The 17,574-nt window shown below is 69.0% G+C and carries 20 protein-coding genes; 12 read left to right on the top strand and 8 right to left on the bottom strand.

Features of this window, described 5'->3' with window-relative positions; genetic code table 11:
* Positions 1 to 19: 19 nt before the first annotated feature.
* Complete coding sequence (locus LCY71_RS09740; protein WP_225332955.1) at positions 20 to 829, bottom strand: aldo/keto reductase; 810 nt, start codon at positions 827 to 829, stop codon at positions 20 to 22.
* A 114-nt stretch (positions 830 to 943) separates the two neighbouring features.
* Here LCY71_RS09740 and LCY71_RS09745 point away from each other — a divergent pair, with 114 nt between their 5' ends.
* On the top strand, positions 944 to 2,149 hold the full coding sequence (locus LCY71_RS09745; RefSeq protein WP_225332956.1) for a hypothetical protein: 1,206 nt from the start codon (positions 944 to 946) through the stop codon (positions 2,147 to 2,149).
* 12 nt (positions 2,150 to 2,161) lie between these two features.
* Here LCY71_RS09745 and LCY71_RS09750 read toward each other — a convergent pair whose 3' ends face one another.
* Complete coding sequence (locus tag LCY71_RS09750; protein WP_225332957.1) at positions 2,162 to 2,926, bottom strand: DUF429 domain-containing protein; 765 nt, start codon at positions 2,924 to 2,926, stop codon at positions 2,162 to 2,164.
* A 161-nt stretch (positions 2,927 to 3,087) separates the two neighbouring features.
* Here LCY71_RS09750 and LCY71_RS09755 point away from each other — a divergent pair, with 161 nt between their 5' ends.
* Entirely contained in the window at positions 3,088 to 3,282 is a 195-nt protein-coding gene (locus LCY71_RS09755) for a cold-shock protein (RefSeq protein WP_225332958.1), read from the top strand.
* Positions 3,282 to 3,476 (top strand): cold-shock protein, encoded by a 195-nt coding sequence (locus LCY71_RS09760; protein ID WP_225332959.1) that lies wholly within the window; start codon positions 3,282 to 3,284, stop codon positions 3,474 to 3,476. The genes LCY71_RS09755 and LCY71_RS09760 overlap by 1 nt, the downstream gene beginning before the upstream one ends.
* Before the next feature lie 524 nt (positions 3,477 to 4,000).
* On the opposite strand, the gene LCY71_RS09765 is transcribed toward LCY71_RS09760, so the two are convergent.
* Positions 4,001 to 4,999 (bottom strand): glutathione S-transferase family protein, encoded by a 999-nt coding sequence (locus LCY71_RS09765; RefSeq protein ID WP_225332960.1) that lies wholly within the window; start codon positions 4,997 to 4,999, stop codon positions 4,001 to 4,003.
* Between the two features lie 184 nt (positions 5,000 to 5,183).
* On the opposite strand from LCY71_RS09765, the gene LCY71_RS09770 reads away from it, so the two are divergent.
* The 5 genes from LCY71_RS09770 (at position 5,184) to LCY71_RS09790 (ending at position 8,538) form a co-directional block, all read left to right on the top strand.
* The gene (locus LCY71_RS09770) at positions 5,184 to 5,714 is read left to right on the top strand and encodes a 50S ribosomal protein L16 (protein ID WP_225332961.1); all 531 of its coding nucleotides are present in this window, start codon (positions 5,184 to 5,186) and stop codon (positions 5,712 to 5,714) included.
* 204 nt (positions 5,715 to 5,918) lie between these two features.
* The gene (locus LCY71_RS09775) at positions 5,919 to 6,782 is read left to right on the top strand and encodes an ATP-grasp domain-containing protein (RefSeq protein ID WP_225332962.1); all 864 of its coding nucleotides are present in this window, start codon (positions 5,919 to 5,921) and stop codon (positions 6,780 to 6,782) included.
* Between the two features lie 59 nt (positions 6,783 to 6,841).
* Positions 6,842 to 7,240 carry a hypothetical protein gene (locus LCY71_RS09780; protein ID WP_225332963.1) on the top strand — a complete coding sequence of 133 codons (399 nt, stop codon included), beginning with the start codon at positions 6,842 to 6,844 and terminating at the stop codon, positions 7,238 to 7,240.
* Between the two features lie 73 nt (positions 7,241 to 7,313).
* Positions 7,314 to 7,790 carry a DUF5683 domain-containing protein gene (locus tag LCY71_RS09785; RefSeq protein WP_225332964.1) on the top strand — a complete coding sequence of 159 codons (477 nt, stop codon included), beginning with the start codon at positions 7,314 to 7,316 and terminating at the stop codon, positions 7,788 to 7,790.
* A 46-nt stretch (positions 7,791 to 7,836) separates the two neighbouring features.
* Complete coding sequence (locus tag LCY71_RS09790) at positions 7,837 to 8,538, top strand: hypothetical protein (RefSeq protein WP_225332965.1); 702 nt, start codon at positions 7,837 to 7,839, stop codon at positions 8,536 to 8,538.
* 124 nt (positions 8,539 to 8,662) lie between these two features.
* Here the strand turns inward: LCY71_RS09790 and LCY71_RS09795 are convergent, their stop codons facing one another.
* Complete coding sequence (locus LCY71_RS09795; RefSeq protein ID WP_225332966.1) at positions 8,663 to 9,058, bottom strand: Hsp20/alpha crystallin family protein; 396 nt, start codon at positions 9,056 to 9,058, stop codon at positions 8,663 to 8,665.
* A 175-nt stretch (positions 9,059 to 9,233) separates the two neighbouring features.
* On the opposite strand from LCY71_RS09795, the gene gap reads away from it, so the two are divergent.
* Together gap and LCY71_RS09805 are read left to right on the top strand one after the other, a co-directional pair.
* Positions 9,234 to 10,244 (top strand): type I glyceraldehyde-3-phosphate dehydrogenase, encoded by a 1,011-nt coding sequence (gap, locus tag LCY71_RS09800; protein ID WP_225332967.1) that lies wholly within the window; start codon positions 9,234 to 9,236, stop codon positions 10,242 to 10,244.
* Positions 10,245 to 10,369: 125 nt separating this feature from the next.
* Positions 10,370 to 11,581, top strand: coding sequence for a phosphoglycerate kinase (locus LCY71_RS09805; protein WP_225332968.1), 1,212 nt, complete (start codon positions 10,370 to 10,372; stop codon positions 11,579 to 11,581).
* A 17-nt stretch (positions 11,582 to 11,598) separates the two neighbouring features.
* Here the strand turns inward: LCY71_RS09805 and LCY71_RS09810 are convergent, their stop codons facing one another.
* Complete coding sequence (locus LCY71_RS09810; RefSeq protein WP_225332969.1) at positions 11,599 to 11,754, bottom strand: hypothetical protein; 156 nt, start codon at positions 11,752 to 11,754, stop codon at positions 11,599 to 11,601.
* A 174-nt stretch (positions 11,755 to 11,928) separates the two neighbouring features.
* On the opposite strand from LCY71_RS09810, the gene LCY71_RS09815 reads away from it, so the two are divergent.
* Positions 11,929 to 12,417: a metallophosphoesterase gene (locus LCY71_RS09815; RefSeq protein WP_225332970.1), complete on the top strand. Its 489-nt coding sequence runs from the start codon at positions 11,929 to 11,931 to the stop codon at positions 12,415 to 12,417.
* A gap of 141 nt (positions 12,418 to 12,558) precedes the next feature.
* Here LCY71_RS09815 and LCY71_RS09820 read toward each other — a convergent pair whose 3' ends face one another.
* On the bottom strand, positions 12,559 to 13,629 hold the full coding sequence (locus LCY71_RS09820; RefSeq protein WP_225332971.1) for a type II glyceraldehyde-3-phosphate dehydrogenase: 1,071 nt from the start codon (positions 13,627 to 13,629) through the stop codon (positions 12,559 to 12,561).
* 192 nt (positions 13,630 to 13,821) lie between these two features.
* Here LCY71_RS09820 and LCY71_RS09825 point away from each other — a divergent pair, with 192 nt between their 5' ends.
* The gene (locus LCY71_RS09825) at positions 13,822 to 14,814 is read left to right on the top strand and encodes an aminopeptidase (RefSeq protein ID WP_225332972.1); all 993 of its coding nucleotides are present in this window, start codon (positions 13,822 to 13,824) and stop codon (positions 14,812 to 14,814) included.
* 33 nt (positions 14,815 to 14,847) lie between these two features.
* Here the strand turns inward: LCY71_RS09825 and LCY71_RS09830 are convergent, their stop codons facing one another.
* Both LCY71_RS09830 and LCY71_RS09835 read right to left on the bottom strand, forming a co-directional pair.
* Positions 14,848 to 16,038 (bottom strand): hypothetical protein, encoded by a 1,191-nt coding sequence (locus LCY71_RS09830; protein ID WP_225332973.1) that lies wholly within the window; start codon positions 16,036 to 16,038, stop codon positions 14,848 to 14,850.
* Positions 16,039 to 16,136: 98 nt separating this feature from the next.
* Positions 16,137 to 17,573 (bottom strand): ArnT family glycosyltransferase, encoded by a 1,437-nt coding sequence (locus LCY71_RS09835; RefSeq protein ID WP_225332974.1) that lies wholly within the window; start codon positions 17,571 to 17,573, stop codon positions 16,137 to 16,139.
* Position 17,574 lies beyond the last annotated feature (1 nt).

Here is a 17,574-nt window from a genome sequence, read left to right on the forward strand (position 1 = left end):
TTCTGGGCGAAAGCTCTGGCTACCAGTTCCAGGGCCCGTGATCGGGATCGATGACGCGGTGTTCGCGGTCGATGGCGTCGATGCGGTCGAGGTCCTCCTGGTCCAGTTCTAGGTCGCGCGCTGCGAGGTTCGCCGCCATGTGCTCGCGGCTGCTGGCCTTGGGGATGGCGGCGACGTTGTCCTTCTCCAGTAGCCACGCGAGGCTGACCTGCGCGGGGCTGGCGTCGTGCTTCTCGGCGACCTCCCGGATGGCGGGCTCCTCGAACACCTCGCCTTTCGCCAGGGGGGAGTAGGCCACCAGCCAGTAGTCGTGCTCCTGAGCGTGAGCCACCAGCTCCTCCTGGGGGAGCAGCGGGTGCATCTCGGCTTGGTGGGCCGCCAGCGGCGCGTCGAGGACGTCCGTCGCCTCGTCGATCAGCTCCGGCGTGAAGTTCGAGAGCCCGACGTGGCGGGTCTTCCCCGACTCGTAGGCCTCGTCGTAGGCCGGCAGGACGGCCTCGTGCTCGTAAATTCCGGAGGGCCAGTGGACGTACAGGAGGTCGACCGCGTCGACGCCCAGCCGGTCCAGGCAGCCGTCGATGGCCCCGGGCACCTGGTCGGCGCTGGGCGGGACGTCGTGGTGGACGGTCTTGGTCGCCAGGAAGACGTCCTCGCGGTCGACGCCGGACTGGCGGAGCCCCTCGCCGACGTAGGTCTCGTTCCCGTAGACCTGCGCGGTGTCGACCATTCGGAAGCCGACGTCCAGTGCAGTGCGGACGTTGTCGGTCCACTGCTCGCGGTCGTCGTCGGAGTACGTCCCGAGCCCAAGTCGGGGGAGATCGATCGGCATAGGCTTCGATGGAACAGGACGCCCTTCCATCTACTGGTACTGACAACACTCGATCGACCCCGGCGGTCCGTTTAACGATCCATAACAATGGGTGAACGACCCCTTCCGACGATCATGTCAGACGGCCAGCGACGATCCGATCGACGGACCGTGTTGCAGGCGCTCGGGACGCTGTTCACCGGCGGCGCCGCGGGAGCGGTCGCCGCGCAGTCCAGCGACTCGACCGCCGAGTACGAGGTCCGACAGGGTGACCGGCGGATCCCCGTCGAGCCCTTCTCCGGCGAGGAACCCGTCGAGGACCTGTACGACTACCGCGTTCCGCCGGACCAGACGGGCTACGGCGGGACCAGCACCGATCAGGGGCCGTACTACGAGTCCGCGGGCACGCACGACCTCCAGCAGGAGGACACCACCATCTCCTTCCTCTACGACGGCCCGAACGGCCTGAGTCTCGTCGCCGTTCACGACGCGCCGGGCGGGTCGGGCGGGGCCGTCTCCTGGGATCTGACCGTCGACCCCGCGACGGGGTGGCTCGTCCGGGACGACTTCTACCGCGACCGCCAGTCCGGCGAGATCGCCACCACGAACCACGACCAGTGGTCCGTCGACGGCGGCCAGCACACCGTCGACTGGACCTGGGGCGACAGCGCGACCGACGGGGGCGTGCTCGGCCACCTCGGCGAGGACTTCGAGGTCGCGATCGACCCCAGTTACAACGGAGACGCCGCGCTGTACGGCCAGTACTACGAGGGCGAGGTGACCGACTGGCAGTTCCTCTCCGGCGACCGGTCGAACCCCGATCGGACGTCCCTCTCGCTGGATCAGTCCGTCGTGATCACGAGCCAGGTGACGGCGGAGCAGACGCCGACGGAGACTGAGACCGCGACCGAGACGAAGACTGAGACGGAAACCGAGACGGAGACGGAGACAGACACCGAGACGGAGACGGAGACAGACACCGAGACAGAAACCGAGACGGAAACGGAGACAGACACCGAGACAGAAACCGAGACGGAGACGGAAACCGAGACTGAGGAGGAGAACGAGGAGAAAGCCGAAGAAAAGGCTGAGGAAAAGGCTGAGAAAGCCGAAGAAACGGCTGAAGAAAAAGCTGAGAAGGCTGAGGAGGAAGACGACGACGAGGAAGACGAGGAAGACGACGACGATGACGACGAGGAAGACGAGGAAGACGACGACGATGACGAAGACGACCCGGAGCGCGGCTGGGAGCGAGACGATTTCCCCGGCAAGGGACCGGAGGACAACCCAGGCAAGGGACCGGACGCGGAGATCGGACTCGGACTCGGCTTCGGAAACTGACGGCCGGTGCCCTCACTCCGTGAGGGGCGTCTCCGAGCGGTAGACGAGCCGCTTCGGCAGGCCCCGGTCGTCTACGGGCGGATCCGGCGGAAGCGACCGCAGGCGGCCCGCGCGGGGGAGCGCGGTGTAGGCGAGCAGCGCCGCGTCGAGGACGTCGGCGACGGCCACGTCGCTCCCGCCCGCGGCCTCGGCGGCGGACTGGACCGCGGGCGGGGCGTCGCGGTCGATGGAGGCCAGCGCGCGCATCCGCTCGGCGTACCCGCCGGCGGTGTCGCGGTCGTGCTCGGCGGGGTGGTCCGCGGCGGCCAGGAAGGCCAGTTCCGGGTGGCTGGCGGTCATCACCTCGCGCGCGTCCGGGAACTCCTCCAGCAGGTCGTCGAGGACGCTGACGGCGTCGCGCAGCTCGAACGCGCGACGCGAGAGATCGCGCCCGGTCCGGCGCTCGTGGGCCCGGCTGGCCACGGCGTACCGGCGCTTCCGCGCGGCTTCCCGCACGGGCGGTGAGGCGACCGTCTCGCCGCGCTCGCCCAGCAGCTCCCGGGCCAGCCTGTCGCAGCGACGGGACCCAGCATCGTCGCTCACGACTTCGCCGTTCGCTCCCTCCGAAGGCAGTCCGACCGGCACGTCCAGGACGACGCGTTCGGCGTCCTCGCTGGCGAACCAGAGGTCGCCGACGTCGGCGTGGACCGCGGCGGACGCGTACCCGTCCCGGTCGAAGGCCATCGCCAGCCAGCGGTCACCGCAGTAGTGGGCCCCGACCCAGACGTCGTCTGCCATGCCCGATGAGTGCGCGCCGGTCGACAAAAAGGGCACGGCGGACCGAAACTCGCCGACGGGGCCTCGATCGCTGCGACGGACGCCCGCGAGGCGGTCGTTACGGTCATGGTACCGTGACCCTCACAAGGCCTATATGTCCCCCACCCATCCGATTAGAAGCAATGGCGCAAGGCGAAGTTGACTTCTTCAACGACACTGGCGGTTACGGTTTCATTTCGACTGAGGATGCGGACGACGACGTGTTCTTCCACATGGAAGACGTCGGTGGCCCGGACCTCGAAGAGGGACAGGAAGTGGAGTTCGACATCGAGCAGGCCGACAAGGGCCCCCGCGCGACCAACCTGGAGCGCCTCTAATGGCCTCCGGATCTGTCGACTTCTTCAACGACACGGGCGGTTACGGCTTCATCGAGACCGAGGACGCGGACGACGACGTGTTCTTCCACATGGAAGACGTCGGCGGCCCGGACCTCGAGGAAGGCCAGGAAGTGGAGTTCGACATCGAGCAGGCCGACAAGGGCCCGCGCGCGTCGAACCTCACCCGACTGTAAGTCGGACACTCCTTTCGTACAGGCACACGGCGACCCGGTTTCTTTCGGCGCTACGGTTCGAGTGACGACGCCGGCCGGCGGGTGACTCCGCTCGCCCGCTCCGGTGCGGCCGTCGCTCGTCCAGTCGACGTGACGAGTGACGACCGACAGCGACGCGAACTGTTTACGCTGTAATCGATCGAAAACGCGACGTCAGTGACTCGACACGTGGGAGGAGCGTGAGAAACCGGGTGCCGGGAAATCCAGAGAACGGGGACGCGAGCGAGGGCCGGGTGCGGGCCCTCGCATCGCGTGGCGGTGTCCGCTGTGGGGGTGGCGGTCGGTGGGACGGGGTGGGTGGGGTGGGGAGTGGCCGGGATGTGGTACGCCCGGCAACAGTACAGAGTGGGGGAAGCCAAAAGGTACTGTTGCCTACACGTTTAGGCAGTCGCCGGCGGACGGCCGAACCGTCTGGAGACGGGGTTTCTCGGGTCGGTGAGTGCGGGAGGTCCGGCATCCCCCCGGCGTCGCACACCGCGCTCGCTTCAGGCCAGTTCGAGCAGTGCTTCGGGCGGGTCGCCCGGGAGTTCGTTGCGGTCGTGGGACGCCTCGAAGTCCGGGTCGGGGCCCATCGGGACGATCCGCTTCGGGCTGACGTCGGGGTGGGTCGTGTAGTAGTGCTCCTTGATGTGGTCCATGTTTACCGTCTCGCCGAAGCCCGGCGTCCCGTAGAGGTCCCGGAGGTACGGCCAGAGGTTGTCGTACTCCCGGACGAACTGGTGGTTGCACATGAAATGCGTGTGGTACACCTCGTCGAAGCGCACCAGCGTCGTGAACATGGCGACGTCCGCCTCCGTCGGGCGGTCGCCGGCGAGGTAGCGCCGGTCGGCCAGCACGTCGTCCCAGTGGTCGAGCGCGTCGAACAGTTCCGTGACGGCGCGGTCGTAGGCCTCCTGCGAGTCGGCGAAGCCGGTCCGGTAGACGCCGTTGTTGATCGGCTCGTAGATGTCGTCGACGATCCGGTCGACCTCGTCCCGGTAGCCCTCGGGGTAGAGGTCGACGTCGCGCTCGGCGACGCCGTTCATCTCGGTGTCCAGCATCCGCATGATCTCCTCGGACTCGTTGTTGACGATGGTCTCCTCCTGTCTGTCCCACAGCACCGGCACGGTGACGCGGCCGGTCATGTCGGGGTCGGCCTCCTGGTACACCTCGCGGAGGTAGTCGGCGCCATTGACGGTGTCCTGGGTACAGCTCTCCTTCTCGGGGGCGAACTGCCAGCCGTCGTCGTCGCGGTAGGGGTCGACGACGTTCACCGAAATCGCGTCCTCGAGGCCCTTGATCGCCCGCGTGATGAGGGTCCGGTGGGCCCACGGGCAGGCGTAGGAGACGTAGAGGTGATACCGGCCCGCCTCGGGCTGGAAGCGCGCGTCCGGGTCGTCCTCGATTCGATCCCGGAAGCTCGTCGTCTGGCGTTCGAACTCGCCCTCCTCGTTCGTCGTCTGATAGACGTCCGTCCGCCACTCGCCGTCCACGAGCATGTTCATGGTGTCCACGGCTAGGCGCTGGACGGAGATAAACACCCCAGCGAGGTAACCCCAGTGTCACCGGACCGAGCGCGAGGCGACGGGATTCGACCGCTCGGACCCGGAGTGACACGCCCTCGCACGGCCGGTCGCGGCTTCGACGGGTTTATTTGGTCGCTCGGCCTGGTCTTTTCCAAGAGTATCCATGTCGGACAAGCCAGCCTCGATGTACCGGGAAATCGACAAGCCCGCGTACACCCGACGGGAGTACATCACGGGCATTCCCGGTTCCAAGATCGCACAGCACAAGATGGGGGACAAGGAGACCGACCCCGAGGACTACCCGGTCCAGATCAGCCTCATCGTCGAGGAGGAGGTCCAGATCCGCCACGGCTCACTGGAGGCCTCGCGCCTCTCGGCCAACCGCCACCTGATCAAGGAACTCGGCGAGGGCAACTACAAGATGGTCCTCCGGAAGTTCCCCCACCAGGTCATCCGGGAGAACAAGCAGGCGACCGGCGCCGGCGCCGACCGTGTCTCCGACGGGATGCGACAGGCCTTCGGCAAGATCGTCGGCACCGCCGCCAGGATCGACGCCAACGAGCGCCTCTTCACGGCCTACTGCGACGTGGACCAGGCCGACGCCGTCAAGGAGGCGTTCCGCCGCGCCTACAACAAGATCACGCCCCCGTGCCGGATCAAGGTCGAGCGGGGAGAAGAGCTCCTGATTGCGTAAGTCAATCAGAACTCCCCTTCTCACGCGCTGATCGCCGAGCGATAGCTATTCGCGTCGGCCGGCTACGGCGATTTCCGGTGTTCTCGGCGGCCTGGCGCCGTTTCACGTTTTACCTCGGCGCGGCGTACGCGGGGCTGACTCGCGAGGGGTCCGAGTAGGCCGGCGAGCGGATGACCTTTGTATCGGTCGTTCTAACTCTGCGGCATGCTCCGCCTGGCGGTGGCGACCGACGCGGCGACTTTCGAGCGGATGCGTGAGCCGCTGAGCGAGCGCGGGATCGAGGTCGACTACGTCGAGACCGCGGAGCGGACGCTCCCGCTCGACGGGTCGGCCTTCGGCGAGTACGACGTCGGGTTCGTGTTCCCGCCGCGGCTGGCGGAGGGCGGCGTGGCCGACGCGCTACTCGACGTCCCCTGGGTGAACGGCCGAGAGGCGGTCCTGCGGTCCCGGCACAAGGGCGAGGCGCTGGCGCGCCTGGGGCGAGCGGACGTCCCGACGCCGGAGACAGTGGTCGTCTCCAACCCCGTCGACGAGGCCGACCTCCGGGACGCCTTCCGGCGGTTCGATCCGCCGGTCGTCGTCAAGCCCAACGCGACGACGCGAGGCGTCGGCGTGGCGAAGGCCGCCGATCTGGACTCCTTCCTCGGCGTCTGCGACTACCTCGACCTGGTCCACGACTACCGGGCCACGGGCGATCAGTCCTTCCTCGTTCAGGAGTTCCTCCCCGAGGCCCGCGACTACCGCGCGATGGTGCTGGACGGCCAGTACGTCGGTGCGGTCGAGCGCCGCCTCCCCGACGAGGCTCTCGCCGAGGGCCGGTGGAAGCACAACGTCCACCGCGGTGCCGAGGCGACGGGCGTCGACCTCGACCCCGATCTGCGTCGCCTCACCGAGCTGACCGCCGCGGCGCTCGACGTCGACTTCCTCGGCGTCGACCTGCTGGTCACCGACGACCGCGCGGTGGTCAACGAGACCAACGCGCGCCCGACTATCGACAGCGCGACGAAGTACGCGGACGGGTTCTGGGACGATCTGGCAGCGCTGATCCGCGAGACGGCGGAACGCTGAGCTTCGGGACGCCGATGGTCAGGAAATCTGATATATACCAGGCGACCGTCACCGGGAGTATGGACGGCGATTCGGACCACGCGTCCGTCGGCAACTCCAGGCTCCACTCGGCGACCTGCCGGGACTGCGGGAAGCGGATCAGCGACCGCACCGTGCGCTGCCCGGCGTGCGGCGTTCGGCGGCGGGCGTCGCCGAAGTCGTCGCTGCTCGCGCCGATCGAGTCGAACGCGGTGATCGTGGCGTGCTGTCTCTCCGCGTTCTTTCCCGGACTGGGTCACCTCTCCCTCCGGGAGTTCGGCCGCGGGGCCGGATTCGCGCTCGCGGGTGCTCTCGTCCTCGCGGTGCCGTTCGCCGCCGGGTTCGCCTCCGTCTTCGCGATACCCGTCGCGTTCGCCCTGTGGCTGTCCGCACTCTACGACGCGTACACGCGGGCGGACGGGGCGGCCGCTGGCAAGTAAGCCGCAGCGGTGCGGACGGAAGTGGACCCGCAGTGGCGACAACGCTTAGTCGCCTCCGGGCGTCCATCCCTGTATGTCAGAGCCATCGGCGTCGTCGGACCGCGAACCCGGTCCCGACGAGGTGTACTGCCGGAACTGCGGGTCGATCATCAGCGAGCGGGCCGAGATCTGCCCGGAGTGCGGCGTCCGCCAGCAGCCGCCGCCGCAGTCGCCGATCGAGTCGACGGTCGACTCGGCGCTGGAGGGCGGTAACCCCGTCGTCGCGGCCATCCTCTCCGCGCTGTTCCCCGGCCTCGGACAGATCTACAACCGGGAACTGATGCGGGGCATCGCGTTCATCGTCGGAGCGCTGCTCGCGATGGGGTCGACCATGATCCTCGTAGGCTTCCTGCTGTACCCGGCGATCTGGGTGTACTCGATCTACGACGCGTACACGCGCGCCGAGCGCGGCCCCGACCAGCGCCGCACGGACGACGTGGCCGCGCCTGACCGGCAGCGGCCCGGTGCGCGCGACGAGCGGGACACGACGAGCGGCGACTGGGACGAGTGATCTGAGCCGGCCGTGGACTGAAACCGTTGGCGTCCCAACAGTTCGTATGAGCGATCCCGACCGCGGGCCGAACGTCGACCCGGAGGCAGTCCTGACCGTCTTCGAGGAGATGGACGGGCCGCTGTACGCCTGGGAGGTCGCCGACCAGTTGTCCGTGACGGAGGACGACGTCAGGGTCCAGCTGGACGACATGGCGGAGCGGGGGCTCGTCGAGGGCGACGACGACTTCGCTCCGGGGCAGGTGTGGCGGCTGGGCGACGACGACTCCGCGGGGGCAGCGAGCGGAGGTTCGTCGGACTCGTCCGACGGCGTCGACGCCGACCCCGACGACGAGGAGACGGTGACGGAGACTGAGGCCCAGGCGGTCGAGACGGGCGCGGAGACGGGCGCACGCGAGGCCGAGACGGTCGACTCGCCGCCGCCGGGCCCCCAGGAGGAGGACGTCCTCGAGTACGAGCCGCCGACGTCGGCCATCGAGGCGTTCGACCCGCCGGGGACGCCCGACCAGGCTGAACTGCGGCGCGAGGCGCTGCGGCACGCCTACGCTTACGTGCGCGACCGGGGGCAGGCGGGTCGCGAGCAACTGGTTGCCGACGTCTTCCCGGTGGCGCAGGGCGCCTACGACTCCCCCGACGCCGGCTGGTGGTCGGAGGTCGTCGAGCCGGGGCTGGCGTCGATCCCGGGCGTCGAGCGCGCGGGCGAGGAGTTCTCGTACGTCGGGCGGAGCGAGTACGCGCCCGAGGAGTAGCGAGGTTCTGAGCGCAGCGAGCGGCCTCGATCCGAGCGGCCTCGTGCCGGCGACGGCGCAGTCGCAGGTTCGGACGACGCTGGAGAGTGAAAGAAGTAGAGAAGCCCGTCCCGAGCGCGAACCGCTAGTCCAGACGGATGTCGTTGGCGTCCTCGGCGCGGTCGAAGGTGACCTCGAGGATGCCGTTGTTGTACGTCGCGCTCGCGGAGTGTTCGTCGACGCTGGTCGGCAGGGACAGTCGCTCGCTGTACTGCCGCTGCGTCGCGGTCGCGTCGAGGGTCAGTACCTTGCCGTCGCACTTCAGGTCGATGTCTTCCTTGTCTACGCCCGGCACGTCGGCGACGACCCGAACCTCGTCGTCCGTCTCGTGGACGTCCAGGTGGATGTCGCTCGTCGGCTCCGGCCCACTCCCGCCGCGTTCGATGTGGACGTCCCCGTTCGCGCCCATCACGTCGTTCATCATCCGCTCCAGCTCCCGGAAGAACTCGTCGAAGGGGTCGTCGCGGTCGTCACCTCTCATCCTGAACGGGCCTATGACCAGCCCACGGAATAAACCTTCGGGCGCGGTAACCTCGGCTTACGGCGGCCGGATCGGCGTCAGATGGTTTTCGATTTTGAACGATAATGATTTTTCTCACTCGTTCTGTGGGCACTTCGTAAACACTTTACTCGTGCTGACTGGCCTTCTAGTCGGTATGAGCAGCGATCCCGTTCGCGTCGGTCTCAACGGCTTCGGGCGCATCGGCCGGAACGTCTTCCGTGCCTCTCTCGACAGCGACGCCGTCGAGATCGTCGGCATCAACGACGTCATGGAGGACGAGGAGTTCGAGTACCTCGCGAAGTACGACTCGGTCATGGGTCGCCTGGACGGAGTCGCCCTTGAGGAGGGGACCCTCACCGTCGAGGGGACCGACTTCGAGGCCGGTGTCTTCCACGAGACGGACCCGACCCAGCTCCCCTGGGAGGAACTCGACGTCGACGTGGCCTTCGAGGCGACCGGCATCTTCCGGACGAAGGAGGACGCCAGCCAGCACCTCGACGCCGGCGCCGACAAGGTGGTCATCTCCGCGCCGCCGAAAGGCGACGAGCCCGTCAAGCAGCTCGTCTACGGCGTCAACCACGACGAGTACGACGGCGAGGACGTCGTCTCCAACGCCTCCTGTACGACCAACTCCGTCACGCCCGTCGCCAAGGTGCTCCACGAGGAGTTCGGCATCGAGTCCGGACAGCTGACGACCGTCCACGCCTACACGGGCACCCAGAACCTCGTCGACGGCCCCAACAGCAAGCCCCGCCGTCGCCGCGCCGCCGCGGAGAACATCATTCCCACGTCCACGGGCGCCGCCCAGGCCGCCACCGAGGTCCTGCCCGAACTCGAGGGCAAACTCGACGGCATGGCCATGCGCGTCCCCGTCCCCGACGGCTCCATCACGGAACTGGTCGTCGAGCTCGAGGAGGACGTCACCGAAGGCGACGTCAACGCAGCCTTCGAGGAGGCCGCCGCGGGCGAACTGGAGGGCGTGCTGGGCGTCACCGACGACGAGATCGTCTCCCGCGACGTGCTCGGCCAGCCCTACTCGACGCTGGTCGACCTCGAGAACACCAACGTGGTCGGCGGCCTGACGAAGGTCCTGACCTGGTACGACAACGAGTACGGCTTCGCCAACCGGATGCTCGACGTCGGCGAGTACGTCGCCGAGAACTGAACCGGTCCGTTCCGTCTAGGTTTCTTCACCGTCCGGTGTCGGACGATTCCGCCGCGCTCTCACATCTTACCGGACTCGGATCACGCGGTTTTTTCTCGGGGACGACCGTCGCTTCGACCAGACCTATGGTTTCCTTCCAGACGCTCGACGACCTCGAGGACGGACAGCGCGTCCTCGCTCGCCTCGACCTGAACTCCCCGGTCGAGGACGGCGAGGTGCAGGACAACCGGCGCTTCGAGCGCCACGCGGAGACGGTCCGGGAACTGGCAGACGCCGACCACCGCGTCGCCCTGATGGCCCACCAGGGCCGGCCCGGCCGGGACACCTTCGTCTCGCTGGAGCAGCACGCAGACATCCTCGCGGACCACGCCGGGGTCGACGTCGGCTTCGTCGCCGACACCTTCGGCGACGAGGCGCTCGACGCCATCGAGGGCCTGGAGGCGGGCGACGTCCTCCTGCTTGAGAACACCCGGATGTGCGACGAGGAACTGCCCGAGGAAGAGCCCGAGGTGAAGGCCGAGACCGACTTCGTCCAGACGCTGGCGCCGGCGTTCGACGCCTACGTCAACGACGCCTACTCCGCGGCCCACCGCTCGCACGCCTCCCTCGTGGGCTTCCCGCTGGTCATGGACGCCTACGCCGGCCGCGTCATGGAGACGGAGTACGAGGCCAACACCACCATCGCCGAGAAGGAGTTCGACGGGCGAGTGACGATGGTCGTCGGCGGCACCAAGGCCACCGACGTCATCGACGTGATGACCGCGCTGGACGAGAAGGTCGACGACTTCCTGCTGGGCGGCATCGCCGGCGAGCTGTTCCTCCGGGCCGACGGGTACGCGGTCGGTCGCGACGTCGGCGACATGGACCTGTTCGACGAGCAGTGGGAGGCCAACCAGGACAAGATCGAGTCGATGCTCGCCGAGCACCGCGACCAGATCACCCTGGCCGTGGACCTGGCTTACGAGGACGACGAGGGCGACCGCGCAGAGGTCGCCGTCGAGGACATCGAGGAGAAGGACACGGGCTACCTCGACGTCGGCAGCGAGACAGTGATGACATACTCGCCGATCATCCGCGACTCAGAGGCCGTCTTCGTGAAGGGCGCGCTGGGCATGTTCGAGGACGAGCGCTTCTCCGTCGGCACCGTCGGGGCCCTCGAGGCCATCGCCGAGACCGACTGCTTCTCCGTGGTCGGCGGCGGCGACACCTCCCGCGCGATCGAGATGTACGGCATGAGCGAAGCGGAGTTCGACCACGTCTCCATCGCCGGCGGCGCCTACATCCGCGCGCTGACCGGCGAGTCGCTGGTCGGCGTCGACGTGCTCCTGCAGGACTAGGATCGGCGTTCCAGATCTCAGTTGTTCTTCGTCCGACTGTGACGGACCGCCCAGTCGTCGCCCGACCGCTCCGCCCGAACGGGGCGGCCGTCGCGGCGCGGCTCGATGCGGGCGTGGCGGTCGTCCCAGTCGTCGGTGGTCTCGCCGTCTTCGCGACCCGAAGTGCGGGACATACCCACCGATACGGCCCCGGCAACCTAATTCCTTGTGTTGGATATCGTAAAATACGTACTCGAATTAGAGTAAATCCGCCGGACAGCAAGCGGTACTACGACCTATTGGAATCCGTATGCGACGGCGCGAGGGGACCGCCGGGATTCTTGGCGGTACCGGGCCAACGTCGGCACATGCTGATCGGCATCGTCTCGGACACGCACGACGACCTCGACCTCGTCGAGGCGGCCGTCGACCGGTTCGAGTCCGCGGACGCCGACGCGGTGATCCACTGCGGCGACTTCGTGGCGCCGTTCTCGGCGGCCCCCTTCGACGGCGGCTTCGACTTCTACGCGGTGCGGGGCAACAACGACGGCGAGTGGAGCCTCCAGCCGCAGATCGACGCGTTCGGACGGTACCTCGGCGAGCTGGGCGAACTGACCTTCGACGGTCAGGAGTTCGCCGTCTACCACGGCACCAGCGAGCCCATCGTCGACGCCCTCGTCGAGTGCGGCAGCTACGACTACGTGCTACACGGGCACACCCACGAGCAGGTCCACGAGGAGCGCGACGGCACGGTCCGGATCAATCCCGGGGGCATCGCCATCCCGCCTGCGCCCGAGCCGGCGGAGATCGGCCTTCTGGACACAGGATCCGGTGAAATCGAGTTCGAGCGGCCATAGCGAGGAACCTCGTGGCTCGGATGTGGCCTCGCTCGGGTCGCTCCCGATCGCTATTCGAGGACGTTCCCTGCGGTCACGACCGCGCGGCTCGCGTGTCGCTCGCGTTGCTCACTCCCGCTCGCCGTTTCGAGGTTCCTCGCCTTAGTCGTCCGCGGCGTCAGCCACCCGCGAGGGCTCGTGAGTCACGAGCCCCGATCCGACGCCCAGCGCCTCGTTCGTCCGGCGGACGCTGGTCTCCCGATCGGCCATGTCGGCCACGGCGCGGACGGCGTCGACGTTCTCGGGGACGACGTCGGCCTCCTGGTGGATGGCCTGGAAGAGGCTCAGGTCCGTGCCGCCGGGGCCGTCGCGGCAGGTGATCGACTCGGCCCAGACGCAGTTCTCCCAGACGTCGCCGCGCGGGCGGCCGGCGTCGCCGGTGTAGTCGGTCAGCTTTCCGGCGCCGTCGATGCCGAGGTGTTCGGGCACGACCAGCACCCGCGACTCCTCGGCGAGCAGGTCCCTGACGGCGCGTGCGCTGGGGTCGCCGTCGAGCGTGATCGTGAGCGCGTGGGTGTGCATCAGCGTGGCGGGCACTTTCATCCCCATCGTGTCGACGTCGATGTCGGGGAAGATCGTCTGCAGGTCGGGGCCGTGGTGGGAGGGGATCGAGACGGGGTCGGGCACCGTGTCGTTGATCGGCCCCCGTCCGGTCTGTGCGGGGTCCCCGCCGCGGCGGACCAGCGTGGCGCGGACCTTCCGGACGCCGCACGCCTCGCGCAGCGGCGCGAGCAGGCGGGAGAGGCCGGTCGTGTTACAGGAGACCACGCGGGCGGCGTCCGCGTCCCGGGCGTCCCCGTAGTTCGCGCGGGCGTTGAAGCTCACCGGCGCCACGTCCGGGTCCTCGCCGCCCTGATAGATGGCGGGCGTGCCCAGTTCCTCGTAGATGGAGCGGTTCTGCGCGCCGACGCCGGACGGCGTGGCGTCGACGACCACGTCGCTGGCGCCGACGAGATCCCGTACGTCCCCGTGGACGTCCAGCCCCGCCGCTTCGAACCGATGGCCGCGGTCGTCCGCGGCGTACAGCGGGAACCCGCGGTCGCGGGCTACCTGCGCCTCGTAGTTGGGCGTGCGTTTCGCGACGCCGGCGACCGTCATGTCCGGCTGTGACCGAACGGCGTCCGCGACGCGTTTGCCGATCGTGCCGTAGCCGTTGATGCCCACGCGGAGCATGTACAGCCATTGCACCGAGTCCGGTAAATTCCTTATGATAGATTGTGTAAAATAGTTACTCGCTTCGGAGTAACTTCTGGTCGAACCGCCGTCGGGCCTCGGCATAACGGGCGTCTAACAAACACCCGTCCACGCCCAGTCCGTCGATCGGACGTCACAAGAGCTAATCCGGCGGCGGCCCCATCGCCGGGCATGGACGACTCGCTGCGCGCGCCCGCCGAGACAGCCGTCGAGCAGTGTCTAAACCTCCAGTCCGACGAGTCCTGCGCGGTCGTCACCGACGACGAGCGGCTCCCGATCGGGGAGGCGCTGTACGACGTGGCCGCCGGAATTACGGACGACGCCGTGCTGCTGCGGTACCCGCCCGGCGAGCAGCACGGCGCGGAGCCGCCCGCTCCCGTCGCGGCGGCGATGGCGGACGCCGACGTGGTGCTGGCGCCGACGACCAAGAGTATCAGCCACACCAGAGCCCGCAGTGCCGCCACGGAGGCCGGCGCCCGCGCCGCGACGCTGCCCGGCATCACCGAGGCGGTCTTCCGGACCGGTCTCGACGCCGACTACGAGTCCATCGCCGAGCACTGCCGCGCCGTCCTCGACCAAGTCGGCGACGCCGGGGAGGTCCGGGTCACCTCCCCGCAGGGCACCGACATCACCTTCGAACCCCGCGGCCGCGAGTGGCGACTGGACACCGGCATCGTCCACGAGCCCGGCGACTTCTCGAACCTCCCCGCCGGCGAGGTGTTCGTCAGCCCCGCCACCGCCGACGGCCGCTTCGTCGTCGACGGGACGATGATGCCCCACGGGAAGCTCGAGGGCCGCGAACTCGCCTTCGAGGTCGAGGACGGACAGGTCACCGAGGTCTCCGACGACGCCGTCCGCGAGGAGATCGAAGCGGCGGCGGAGGTCGGCGACGCCGGCGAGGAGACCTCGTCGAGCTCCGGCGCGCAGCGCCGGAACGCCGCCTACAACCTCGCCGAACTCGGCATCGGCACCAACGTCGCCGTCGACGAGCTGGTCGGATCCGTCCTGCTCGACGAGAAGGCCGCCGGCACCGTCCACATCGCCATCGGCGACGACCACGCCATCGGCGGCGACACCGAGGCCCCGATCCACCTCGACGGTATCCTGCGGGAGCCGACCGTCTACGCTGACGGGGAAGAAGTAGAGCTTCCGCGGAGCAAGTGAGCCGCGAAGCCGCAGGCCGGACGGTCGGGGCCGCTACTCCACGAGGTCGAACGCGACGGCGACGGCCGGTTCCCAGTAGACGAACCGGTAGCGACCGGGCGTGAGGTCGGGGCAGACGACGAGCCGATCGGCGTGGGAGTGGTCCGCGACGAGTCCCTCCTCCGTGAGTTCCAGTTCCCACTCGAAGCCCTCGCCCGGTTCGTGGAGGATTCCCTCGTCGGTGTAGCCGACCGGGTCGCTGTCGGTGACGCCCCGGACGTCCTGCCAGCCGTCGTCGGTGTACGCCTGCAAGTTGTACTTGTGGCGGTTGCCGGTTCCCCGCTCCTCGCCGGAGACGTTGGTCATCGAAATCGAGACCGTGTCGCCGTATTCGGCTTCGAGCGCGTCGACCCGCAGCGCGAAGACCGGGTCGCCGTCCCCGGCAGTGGCTTCGCCCCACGCCAACTCGTCCTCGTCGACCCAGCTCCCGAGGCGTTCGAACCCCTCCCGGTCGCAGGTCAGCGGGTCGCGGACGACCGGCGGGTCCCCGTCGGGCCGGACGTAGCCGTCGAGGTCGGCGGGATCGATCGGCCCCTCGGACGCTGTCTCGACCGTCTCCTCGTTGCCCCAACCGTCCGTGATCCGCACAGTCGCCCTGCTCGGCACGGGCCCGTCGACGGTGACCCGCACGATCGCGGCCGGGAAGGTGATGGACTGGGCGCACAGCCGGTCGCCATCGCTGGCGTCCACGGCCCGCGCCGCGAACCGGACGCGCCCGTCCGACACCTCGGCGTCAGAGACCTCGACCTCGCGGTAGCATGCGTCGGGGCCGACGGACTGGACGAGGACGAGCAACGATCGCTCGAAGTCCGTGCCGTCGACGAACGCGCGGACGCGCTCGCGGCGGTCCTCGGGGAGGGCGTCCAGGTCGAGGATCGCGTCGGCTCGCTCCGGTGAACTGATCAGGGTCGTCCGGCCGACGAACTCCTCGCTGTACTCCGGAGACTCGACGGCCGGCCCGAGCTGAATCGACTCGACGTCGGTCAGTTCCGGGTCCGGCGTTCCGCCGTCGGTCGCCGTCGGACCGTCGGTCGCTGATCCGTCGCCGGTCGTAGGGCCTTCGTTCGATCCGTCGCCGGGATCGCCGCCGGACCCACCCGGGTCGTTCCCGCCGACGCAGCCGGCCAGCGCCGTTCCGAACCCGGCGGCCAGACCTAGGAGGCGTCGTCTATCGATCGGGGACATGATCGAGAGGTCGCTACCCGCAGATAAGGCCCTTGTGTAGGCTTCGACGCCGTTCGAAGCGTCCGTCGATCGACACGGTGCTCGCCCCTCGTCGGTCGTCACCGACAGGGCACTGCGTGGACGCCACTGCTGTTCCTGATCACGGCGACGGTGCACTCGGAGGCGTTTGTCGCCGACTCCCCGACCAGCTGCGGGCTCCCGCTGGCGTTCGCCAGCTTTCGCCCCTCCACGGGTACCTCGCCGTACATGAGTACCCGGACCACGTCGGGGCGGTCGAGGTACGTCGGCGGGACGTCGTCGAAGTGCCACTCGCCGACGAAGGCGACCTCCGACGCGTCGTCGACGTCGTGCGCGGCGAGTTCGGCCCCGCCGTCCCGGAACTCCTCGCCTCTGGCCCAGTCGATCTCGCTGTGCCGGTCCGCGCCGGTTCGCCCGAGTTCGAACGCGGCGCCGTAGAACAGCGCCGAGCAGACTAGCGCGACGGCGACCAGTTCGGCGGCCGCGTCGGCCGGGACGGCTTCGCGGGCCGCCAGCCGATCGACGGCGAGCGCGAGCGCCAGCCCGCCGGACAGCGCCAGCGGGGCCAGCAGGGCCCACAGGTAGTAGTCGTGGTACCGCCACCCCCGCGGGAGGAGCACGAGGATGGTGAGGCCGCTGACGAGCCACGAGAGCAGGAGCAGTCGCGGCTCGGTCGGATCCCGTATTGCGGCCACTGCGAGCGCCGCAACCGCGACGAGGCTGAGCGGCACCGTCAGCGACACGGCCGCCTCCAGCGGCGTCGCGAGCGTCAGTTCGTCGCGGAACAGCCAGTCCACCCGGAGCAGGAACCCGGGGTGGTTCCAGACGCTGTAGCTCTCGACGAGGCTGGCGCCGGCCGGCTGGAGGGACTGCACGGCCTCCACGGCGCCGACAGACAGGCCGGTCGCCGCGACGACGCCGCCGGCCCTCGCGAGCGCCCGTCGCCGCAGGTACAGCACCGTCACCGGGAGCGCGACGCTGGCCTCCCAGAGGTGGTTGCCGATCCCGAGCGCTAGCGCGGCCAGGGCCAGCCCGTACCACAGCGCGCCCCCCTCGTCGCGCAGCGCGGCGTACGCGGCGGCGACGGTCAGGAAGATGCCCAGCGCCTCGGGGTACCACCGCGTCGCGAAGCGGGCGAACAGCGGGTGGAGCCAGAGGAGCGCCGCGGCGACGGTCCCCGCTCTCCAGTCGAGCAACTGCCGGCCGATCCCCCACACCAGCAGCGCCGACCCGACCGCGGCCAGCAGCGAGACCACGCGCCCGGCCTCGGTGACGCCCGCGGCGAACAGCGGCGCGCTCAGCCACGCGTAGACGTGGACGCCGGCCCCGGTCTCCAGCGGCGTGAGGTAGGTGTAGGAGGCCAGCCCGTCCTCGACGAGCGCGAACGTCTGGTAGTAGCTCGCTATCTCGACGCCCGCGTGGTCCAGTTCCGGGAGCGGGATCGTCAGCACCGGCGCGAGCACGGCCACCGGGGCGACCGCGACGAGCAGGCCGAGTCGGCGCCGGTCGGAGCGCATA

Origin of the sequence: Halomicrobium urmianum (assembly GCF_020217425.1) — an archaeon.
Lineage (GTDB): Archaea > Halobacteriota > Halobacteria > Halobacteriales > Haloarculaceae > Halomicrobium > Halomicrobium urmianum.

Excerpts from the sequence above, each read along its gene's own strand:
- LCY71_RS09740 (WP_225332955.1), bottom strand. The coding sequence starts at position 829 with ATGCCGATCGATCTCCCCCGACTTGGGCTCGGGACGTACTCCGACGAC.
- gap (WP_225332967.1), top strand. The coding sequence starts at position 9,234 with ATGAGCAGCGATCCCGTTCGCGTCGGTCTCAACGGCTTCGGGCGCATC.
- LCY71_RS09785 (WP_225332964.1), top strand. The coding sequence starts at position 7,314 with ATGTCAGAGCCATCGGCGTCGTCGGACCGCGAACCCGGTCCCGACGAG.
- LCY71_RS09750 (WP_225332957.1), bottom strand. The coding sequence starts at position 2,926 with ATGGCAGACGACGTCTGGGTCGGGGCCCACTACTGCGGTGACCGCTGG.
- LCY71_RS09775 (WP_225332962.1), top strand. The coding sequence starts at position 5,919 with ATGCTCCGCCTGGCGGTGGCGACCGACGCGGCGACTTTCGAGCGGATG.
- LCY71_RS09810 (WP_225332969.1), bottom strand. The coding sequence starts at position 11,754 with ATGTCCCGCACTTCGGGTCGCGAAGACGGCGAGACCACCGACGACTGG.
- LCY71_RS09815 (WP_225332970.1), top strand. The coding sequence starts at position 11,929 with ATGCTGATCGGCATCGTCTCGGACACGCACGACGACCTCGACCTCGTC.
- LCY71_RS09755 (WP_225332958.1), top strand. The coding sequence starts at position 3,088 with ATGGCGCAAGGCGAAGTTGACTTCTTCAACGACACTGGCGGTTACGGT.
- LCY71_RS09795 (WP_225332966.1), bottom strand. The coding sequence starts at position 9,058 with ATGAGAGGTGACGACCGCGACGACCCCTTCGACGAGTTCTTCCGGGAG.
- LCY71_RS09825 (WP_225332972.1), top strand. The coding sequence starts at position 13,822 with ATGGACGACTCGCTGCGCGCGCCCGCCGAGACAGCCGTCGAGCAGTGT.
- LCY71_RS09835 (WP_225332974.1), bottom strand. The coding sequence starts at position 17,573 with ATGCGCTCCGACCGGCGCCGACTCGGCCTGCTCGTCGCGGTCGCCCCG.
- LCY71_RS09765 (WP_225332960.1), bottom strand. The coding sequence starts at position 4,999 with ATGAACATGCTCGTGGACGGCGAGTGGCGGACGGACGTCTATCAGACG.
- LCY71_RS09805 (WP_225332968.1), top strand. The coding sequence starts at position 10,370 with ATGGTTTCCTTCCAGACGCTCGACGACCTCGAGGACGGACAGCGCGTC.
- LCY71_RS09780 (WP_225332963.1), top strand. The coding sequence starts at position 6,842 with ATGGACGGCGATTCGGACCACGCGTCCGTCGGCAACTCCAGGCTCCAC.
- LCY71_RS09760 (WP_225332959.1), top strand. The coding sequence starts at position 3,282 with ATGGCCTCCGGATCTGTCGACTTCTTCAACGACACGGGCGGTTACGGC.
- LCY71_RS09745 (WP_225332956.1), top strand. The coding sequence starts at position 944 with ATGTCAGACGGCCAGCGACGATCCGATCGACGGACCGTGTTGCAGGCG.
- LCY71_RS09770 (WP_225332961.1), top strand. The coding sequence starts at position 5,184 with ATGTCGGACAAGCCAGCCTCGATGTACCGGGAAATCGACAAGCCCGCG.
- LCY71_RS09790 (WP_225332965.1), top strand. The coding sequence starts at position 7,837 with ATGAGCGATCCCGACCGCGGGCCGAACGTCGACCCGGAGGCAGTCCTG.
- LCY71_RS09830 (WP_225332973.1), bottom strand. The coding sequence starts at position 16,038 with ATGTCCCCGATCGATAGACGACGCCTCCTAGGTCTGGCCGCCGGGTTC.
- LCY71_RS09820 (WP_225332971.1), bottom strand. The coding sequence starts at position 13,629 with ATGCTCCGCGTGGGCATCAACGGCTACGGCACGATCGGCAAACGCGTC.